This window comes from Aggregatilinea sp., assembly GCF_036822615.1.
In the GTDB taxonomy this organism is placed as follows: Bacteria; Chloroflexota; Anaerolineae; order Aggregatilineales; family Aggregatilineaceae; genus Aggregatilinea.
Genome location: NZ_DAISHJ010000004.1, coordinates 57,424 through 63,840, shown reverse-complemented (window position 1 = coordinate 63,840; position 6,417 = coordinate 57,424). Strand labels below are relative to the sequence as shown.

Below are 6,417 nucleotides of genomic sequence, written 5' to 3'. Positions count from 1 at the left end.
ACCGGCGGCGAGCCGCTGCTGCACAAGCCGCAGGCGGTCCACTTCTTCGAGCACGCGCTCGAACGCTTCCCCGGCGTGCACACGCGGCTGTATACGTGCGGCGATTACGTCGATGAAGCGATTCTGGCCGAACTGCGCGACGCGGGCCTGCGGGAGATCCGGTTCAGCATCCGCATGCACGACACCGATCACCTGCGCAAGCGCATCCTGGAACGGGTCGAGCTGGCGAAGCGATACATCCCCGACGTGATGATCGAGATGCCGATCATCCCCGGCACGCTGGACATCATGAAGGACATCCTGCGCGAGCTGGACCGCATCGGGATCTACAGCATCAACCTGCTGGAACTGTGCTACCCGCTGCTGAACGCGGCGGAGTTCAAGGCGCGCGGCTTCAAGGTGAAGAAGCGCCCGTTCGATACGCTCTACGATTACTGGTACGCGGGCGGCGTGCCGATCGCGGGCAGCGAGGCGGAATGCCTCGACCTGCTGGAATTCGCGCACGACGAGGGCCTGAAAATCGGCGTGCACTACTGCTCGCTGGAAAACAAGCTCACGGGGCAAAATTACCAGCAGAACGCCAGCCATCCCGTGCCGCGCACGGCGGTGCTGTCGCAGAACGACTACCTGCTGAAATCGGCCAAAGTGTTTGGCGACGACATCGGCCCGGTGATGGAAGTGCTGGAGCGCGAGCACATCCGCGAATACGCGTACGACCCGGATCACAACTGTTTGGAATTCACCGTGAACGCCATCCGCGCGCTGAAGAAGCTGGACATCGAGGTCGGCATCTCGACCAGCACCTTCGAGGAGCGCCCCGACGGCATGGTGATCCGCGAGTTGAAGGTCGATCTGACGACGCCGCGCCAGTTCAAGCGCGCGGACGTGTAGAGCCGGGGCCAGCGTTCAGATTTTGAGGACCAACCAATAGCAAAAAACAGGGCGGGAGAATCTCCCGCCCTACGTTTTAATTGGTTGATGACGCGACGTGAGCACGCGTCAGGATAGGGCCGTGATCGTCTGCGCGCCGCGCCATACGCCGCCGGGAGCCAGCTCGACCGGAACGTAAATCTGCGCCGCCTCGATGCACAAAAAGTCGTGGTACGCATCCGGCCCCAGGTCGGGCAGGGCGGCGGAAAGTTCCGGCCCCGGATTCCACACCACGGCGTCCTGAAATCCCTCGGAGACGATCTGAAGCTCGGCATCCGCATCGTGCAGATAAACGGTGCTGGGCACGGCTTTGTACAGGCGATCCACCTGACCCTCGATGCGCAGCGTGGTCATCGGCTGCTGGCCCTCGACGCCGTGATCGCGGTAGGACATGCCTTCCAGCCCTTCGACCGAGACGTTCCCGATCTCGCTTACGCGAAAATAGGTGTGCAGCGCGGTCGTGAACGTAAACGGCTCCGTGCCGGTATTGGTCACGTCGAGCACCACAGCCAGACGCGGCCCGCCCACCGTGACGGTGAGATCGAGCTGGAACGCATACGGCCAGAGCGCACGCGTTTCGCCGGAATCGGTCAGGCGGAAGTGCGCGACGGCTTCTTCCGGCGTGTTCTGTGTATCCAACAACTGCCACAGGCTCGTACGGGCGAAGCCGTGGTGCGCCAGCGGGCCCATCGCGGCAAACTGCGGAAACACCACCGGCACGCCGCCACGGATCGCCGCCGTGGGATTGAAGCCGGAGCGCTCGCTGAGATAGAGGCGTTCGCGGCCATCAGGCGTGCGCCATGACGTCACGTTGGCCCCGTGCAGCGTCACTTCGGCGGAAGATCTATCCGGCGCGCGGAGCACGACAGGAACGAAATCGCCGGAATCCAGAGTATTCATACAGTCTCCTTCGCAGGCAGAGGACGGCCCTTCCTCTGGGCCAATCCCTCCATTCTAATCGATCCTGTCAACTGGTAAAGAGGCGCAATCGCGGTCGAGAGGCGCAGAGCCACAAAGGGCCAGTTGCTTGACAGCGTCCCGGGAATCATAGTAAGATATGAGCATTGAATATAAATTGCATCTTGAATATTTATTCAAATACTCTCATGGCACAACTCGAAGAACTACGTTTGATGGCCAAAGTGGCCCACCTATATCACACCGAAGGCCTTACACAAAAGGAAATCGGTGCCCGTCTCACGCTGTCTCAAGCCACCATCTCGCGCCTGTTAAAACGGGCTATCGACGAAAAAATCGTACGGACCACCGTCAGCCTGCCCGCCGGGGTATACGCAGACCTTGAAGAAAAAGTCCGACAGACCTACAACCTGCGCGAAGTCATTATCGTTGACAGCCTCGATCCTGACAACGAGCCGGAAATCCAGCGCAATCTGGGGGCCGCCGCTGCGTTTTACCTCGAAAACTCCGTTCGGCAGCACGAAATCATCGGCATCTCGTCATGGAGTTCGACTCTGCTGGCGATGGTCGACGCGATGCACCCGATCGCGCAGGTAACGAACGCCCAGGTGGTGCAAATTCTGGGCGGCGTCGGGCAGCCGGGCGCGGAAGTGCATGCGGCCCGCCTCACCGACCGCCTCGCCAAACTGGTCAACGGCACGGCTCGTTTTTTGAGCGCGCCGGGCATCGTCGGCTCAGCGGACGCGCGCAACATCCTGCTCAACGATCCCTACGTCGCGGACACGCTGGCAATGTTCGACCAGGTCACGCTCGCCCTCGTCGGTATCGGATCCGTCCAACCTTCCCAACTGCTCGCCAGCAGCGGCAACATCTTCTCTGAAGCCGAGTTGGAGCTGCTGCGGCAGCAGGGCGCGGTGGGGGATATCTGCCTGCGGTTCTTCAACGACAACGGCGTTCCGGCCATCACGCCACTGAACGAACGCGTGATCGGCATGCCGCTGGAACGCCTGAGCTGTGTGGAACGGACGGTGGGTATCAGCGGTGGGCGTCGTAAACATGCTGCTGTGCGCGGTGCGCTTGAAGGCCGCTGGGTAAATGTGCTCATCACAGATCGATTTACAGCAGAGTATCTTTTGTAGGAGCTAGATGTACATGGCACGTAGACTCTTTCTCCAGCGGCTCCCCCTGCTCGTCATAGCAGCGGTGATCGCTTCGTCCCTGTCTGGCTGCGTGATCGCAACGGTGCGCACGTTGAACGAGGACGAGGAAGCTAAACAAGGCTTCGTGGGCGCGGATTACGTCGAGGAAATCTGGGACAGCAAGCTCATGCCCACCTATGAGGAACAGGCGCAAGACCTGTCCACGCTGCTCCCGCTGATCGCGCAGGACCAGGACGCCGCCATCGAGCAGTTCGGCAACCGCTCCGGGACCGGCGCGTACAGCTTCATGGTCAAGGGCGAAGGCAAGATCCTGACGTTCGACACGTCGTCGCGCGCGGGGCTGGCCGCCATCGACCTCAACCCGCCGGATGGCACGGCTGACGTTTCGATCACCATCGGCCCGCTGATCAAGATCAGCCAGCGCGCCGCCGTGCGTGACGCGGTCGGGTTCATCATCTACAACGACTTCAGCAACCAGGAAGACTTCGCCGCCGTCGCCAACGCGATGGGCGATCGCATCCTGGCGATGCTGGTCGAAAAGTTCGGCGCGGCTGACGCGGACGCCATTCAGAGCATCGACCCGGCCAGCATGGAAGGCAAGACGGTCACGTTCACCGGGGCATTCACGCTGGACGATCCGGCCAACATCATCATCGTGCCGGTAGCGCTTGAGGTGACAGACTGATGGCTGCCCCTGCTGCCGCTCCGACGCAAACACAGACGCCGCTGGACGACGTGATTCTGCGCGCCGAGCAGATCTGCAAGTACTATCCCGGCACGGTCGCGCTGGACCACGTGGACTTCAACGTCTACCGGGGCAAAGTCAACGTGCTGGTGGGCGAAAACGGCGCGGGCAAATCGACCCTGATGAAGATTCTGGCCGGGGTCGAGCAGCCGAACGAAGGCCGCCTGATGCTCGAAGAAAAAGAGATCCGGCCCAAGTCGCCACGCGAAGCCGAAGAAGATGGCATCGGGATCATTTACCAGGAACTGAACCTGTTCCCGAACCTCAACGTCAGCGAAAACATCTTCATGGCGCACGAGCTGACGCAGGGCAAGTCGGTGATCAAACACCGCGCGCAGGAAGTCCGCACGCGCACCCTGCTCACACGCCTGGAGCAGCCGATCGATCCGCGCACGCTGGTGCAGAACCTGCGCATCGGCCAGCAACAGATCGTGGAGATCGCCAAGGCGCTGGCCTTCGACACAAAGATCCTGATCATGGACGAGCCGACCTCCGCGCTGAGCAACGCCGAAGTCGAGGTGCTGTTCACCGTCATCGAAGACCTCAAGGCGGCGGGCGTCTCGATCATCTACATTTCGCACAAGCTCGAAGAACTGATGCAGATCGGGGACGTGATCACCGTGCTGCGCGACGGGCACAAGATCGCCGAATCGCCCATGAGCGAGGTGGACCTGCCCTGGATCATCGAGCGCATGGTGGGACGCGACACGGAAATGGTCTACGTGCCGCCAAAGCACGAATTCGGCGAGCCGATCCTGTCGGTCAACAACGTCACGCTGCCCAAGCCGGGCGGCGGCTACCTTCTCGAAGACGTCTCCTTCAGTCTGCGCGCGGGCGAAATCCTGGGCGTGTACGGGCTGATGGGCGCGGGACGCACGGAAATGTTCGAGTGCCTGATGGGCCTGCACCCGGAAGCGTCGGGCGAAATCCGCGTCAACGGGCAGAAGGTGCGCGGGCTGATCGACAGCCGCATCACCCAGGGCCTGATGCTGATCCCCGAAGACCGCCAGCGCGAAGGCCTCGTGCCGGAACTGACCATCGCTGACAACATGCTGCTCGCCAGCCTCAAGCGGTACATGCGCAGCTTCTTCCTTTCGGCGGCAAAAGAAAACGAGAGCATCACGCGGCTGATCAAGGAACTTTCGATCAAGGTGAGCAGCCCGCAGCACCTCGTCTCGTCGCTGAGCGGCGGCAACCAGCAAAAGGTCGTGGTGGCGAAAGCGCTGCTGACGTCGCCCAAGATCCTGCTGATGGACGAGCCGACGCGCGGTATCGACGTGGGCGCGAAGGAAGAAATCTTCCAGATTATGCGCAACCTGGCGGCACAGGGGTTGGGCATCATCTTCGTTTCGACGGAACTCAAAGAAATCATGGCGATGGCCGACCGCGTGATCGTCATGTCCAAAGGCCGGATTACAAAAGAATTTGATCGCACCGAGGCGACCCAACAGGCGTTGGTCGAAGCGTCCGCCATCGGTCACGAGCTAGCACGAAAGGATGATAGTTCCAATGGCGGAAATTGATATGCGCCCCGGCGCCCAGCCTCAGGCCCCGGCGCGCCCGCGTAACAACGTCTCGCTGCGGCAGCTCGCGCTGCAACTGCGTGCCTTCATCGCGCTGTTCATCGTCTTCGGGTTCTTCGCGCTGATTTCCGATCCCTTTTTGAAGGAAAGCAACCAGATCATCCTGGCGAAGCAGGTGGCGATCAACGCCGTGCTGGGTGTCGGAATGACGTTCGTCATTCTGACCGGCGGTATCGATCTGTCGGTCGGATCGATTGTCGGCCTGACGGGCATGATCGCGGGCGGGCTGATCAACGAGGGTCTGATCCTGTCGCCGCTGAACCGCGTGGTGTACTTCAACGTGTGGATCATCGCCGTGATTGCGCTGGGGCTGGGCATGCTGGTCGGCCTCATCAACGGCCTGCTGATTACGCGCTTCAACGTCGCGCCATTTATCGCCACATTAGGCACGCTGTATATGGCGCGCGGGTTTGCGATGCTGTCCAACAACGGCGCGACCTTCCCCAATCTAGTGGGCGATCCGGCACTGGGCAATACGGGTTTCCCCAGCCTGGGACGAGATAGTTTCCTGGGGTTACCCTATTCGATCTGGATCATGATCGCGCTGGCGCTCGTCGCCATGTTCATCACACGGAAGACGCCGTTCGGGCGGCAGGTATACGCCATCGGCGGCAACAGCCGCGCCGCGCAGCTTTCGGGCGTGCGGGTGAAGGGCGTCACGCTGCTGACATACGTCATTTCCGGCTTCTGCGCCGCCATCGTGGGCCTGATCGTGACGTCGCAGCTGGTTGCGGCGCACCCGGCCACCGGCGAGTCGTATGAATTGAACGCCATCGCCGCTGTGGTGCTGGGCGGAACCTCGCTCGCGGGCGGGCGCGGCACCATTTTGGGCACGATCGTCGGCGCATTCGTGATCGGCGTGCTGCGCAACGGCATGGTTATCGAAGGTGTCAGCTCCTTCTGGCAGATGGTCATCACCGGCGGTGTCATCATCCTGGCCGTGGTCATCGACCAGCTACAACAACGGATTCAAGATCGGAGTGCAAAACTCTAACCTTCCCTCATTCCCGTAAAGGAGGTGATGCGCACAGCTTTACGGAAGGTGTAGGAGAAATTCTATTCCAGCAAAATCGACCGAGCA

At 61.2% G+C, this 6,417-nt stretch carries 6 protein-coding genes; 5 read left to right on the top strand and 1 reads right to left on the bottom strand.

Annotation, left to right across the window (positions count from 1 at the left end; all coding sequences use genetic code 11):
* Window positions 1–891: radical SAM protein (locus tag V7116_RS02785; RefSeq protein WP_324390193.1), on the top strand; the 891-nt coding region annotated here is incomplete at its 5' end.
* 108 nt (window positions 892–999) lie between these two features.
* On the opposite strand, the gene V7116_RS02780 is transcribed toward V7116_RS02785, so the two are convergent.
* The gene (locus V7116_RS02780) at window positions 1,000–1,830 is read right to left on the bottom strand and encodes a D-hexose-6-phosphate mutarotase (protein ID WP_324390191.1); all 831 of its coding nucleotides are present in this window, start codon (window positions 1,828–1,830) and stop codon (window positions 1,000–1,002) included.
* Between the two features lie 206 nt (window positions 1,831–2,036).
* On the opposite strand from V7116_RS02780, the gene V7116_RS02775 reads away from it, so the two are divergent.
* The 4 genes from V7116_RS02775 to V7116_RS02760 are packed head-to-tail and all read left to right on the top strand — an operon-like array spanning window position 2,037 to window position 6,330.
* Window positions 2,037–2,987 (top strand): sugar-binding transcriptional regulator, encoded by a 951-nt coding sequence (locus tag V7116_RS02775; protein WP_324390189.1) that lies wholly within the window; start codon window positions 2,037–2,039, stop codon window positions 2,985–2,987.
* Window positions 2,988–3,000: 13 nt separating this feature from the next.
* A complete protein-coding gene (locus tag V7116_RS02770; RefSeq protein ID WP_324390187.1) occupies window positions 3,001–3,693 on the top strand; it encodes a DUF2291 family protein in 693 nt (230 codons plus the stop codon).
* Entirely contained in the window at window positions 3,693–5,276 is a 1,584-nt protein-coding gene (locus tag V7116_RS02765; protein ID WP_324390186.1) for a sugar ABC transporter ATP-binding protein, read from the top strand. Before V7116_RS02770 ends, V7116_RS02765 begins: the two co-directional genes overlap by 1 nt.
* On the top strand, window positions 5,263–6,330 hold the full coding sequence (locus V7116_RS02760) for an ABC transporter permease (protein ID WP_324390183.1): 1,068 nt from the start codon (window positions 5,263–5,265) through the stop codon (window positions 6,328–6,330). Before V7116_RS02765 ends, V7116_RS02760 begins: the two co-directional genes overlap by 14 nt.
* The last annotated feature ends 87 nt before the right edge of the window (window positions 6,331–6,417 follow it).

Bases quoted from the DNA above. Each gene is read 5' to 3' on its own strand.
- V7116_RS02780 (WP_324390191.1), bottom strand. From the start codon at position 1,830: ATGAATACTCTGGATTCCGGCGATTTCGTTCCTGTCGTGCTCCGCGCG.
- V7116_RS02775 (WP_324390189.1), top strand. From the start codon at position 2,037: ATGGCACAACTCGAAGAACTACGTTTGATGGCCAAAGTGGCCCACCTA.
- V7116_RS02770 (WP_324390187.1), top strand. From the start codon at position 3,001: ATGGCACGTAGACTCTTTCTCCAGCGGCTCCCCCTGCTCGTCATAGCA.
- V7116_RS02765 (WP_324390186.1), top strand. From the start codon at position 3,693: ATGGCTGCCCCTGCTGCCGCTCCGACGCAAACACAGACGCCGCTGGAC.
- V7116_RS02760 (WP_324390183.1), top strand. From the start codon at position 5,263: ATGGCGGAAATTGATATGCGCCCCGGCGCCCAGCCTCAGGCCCCGGCG.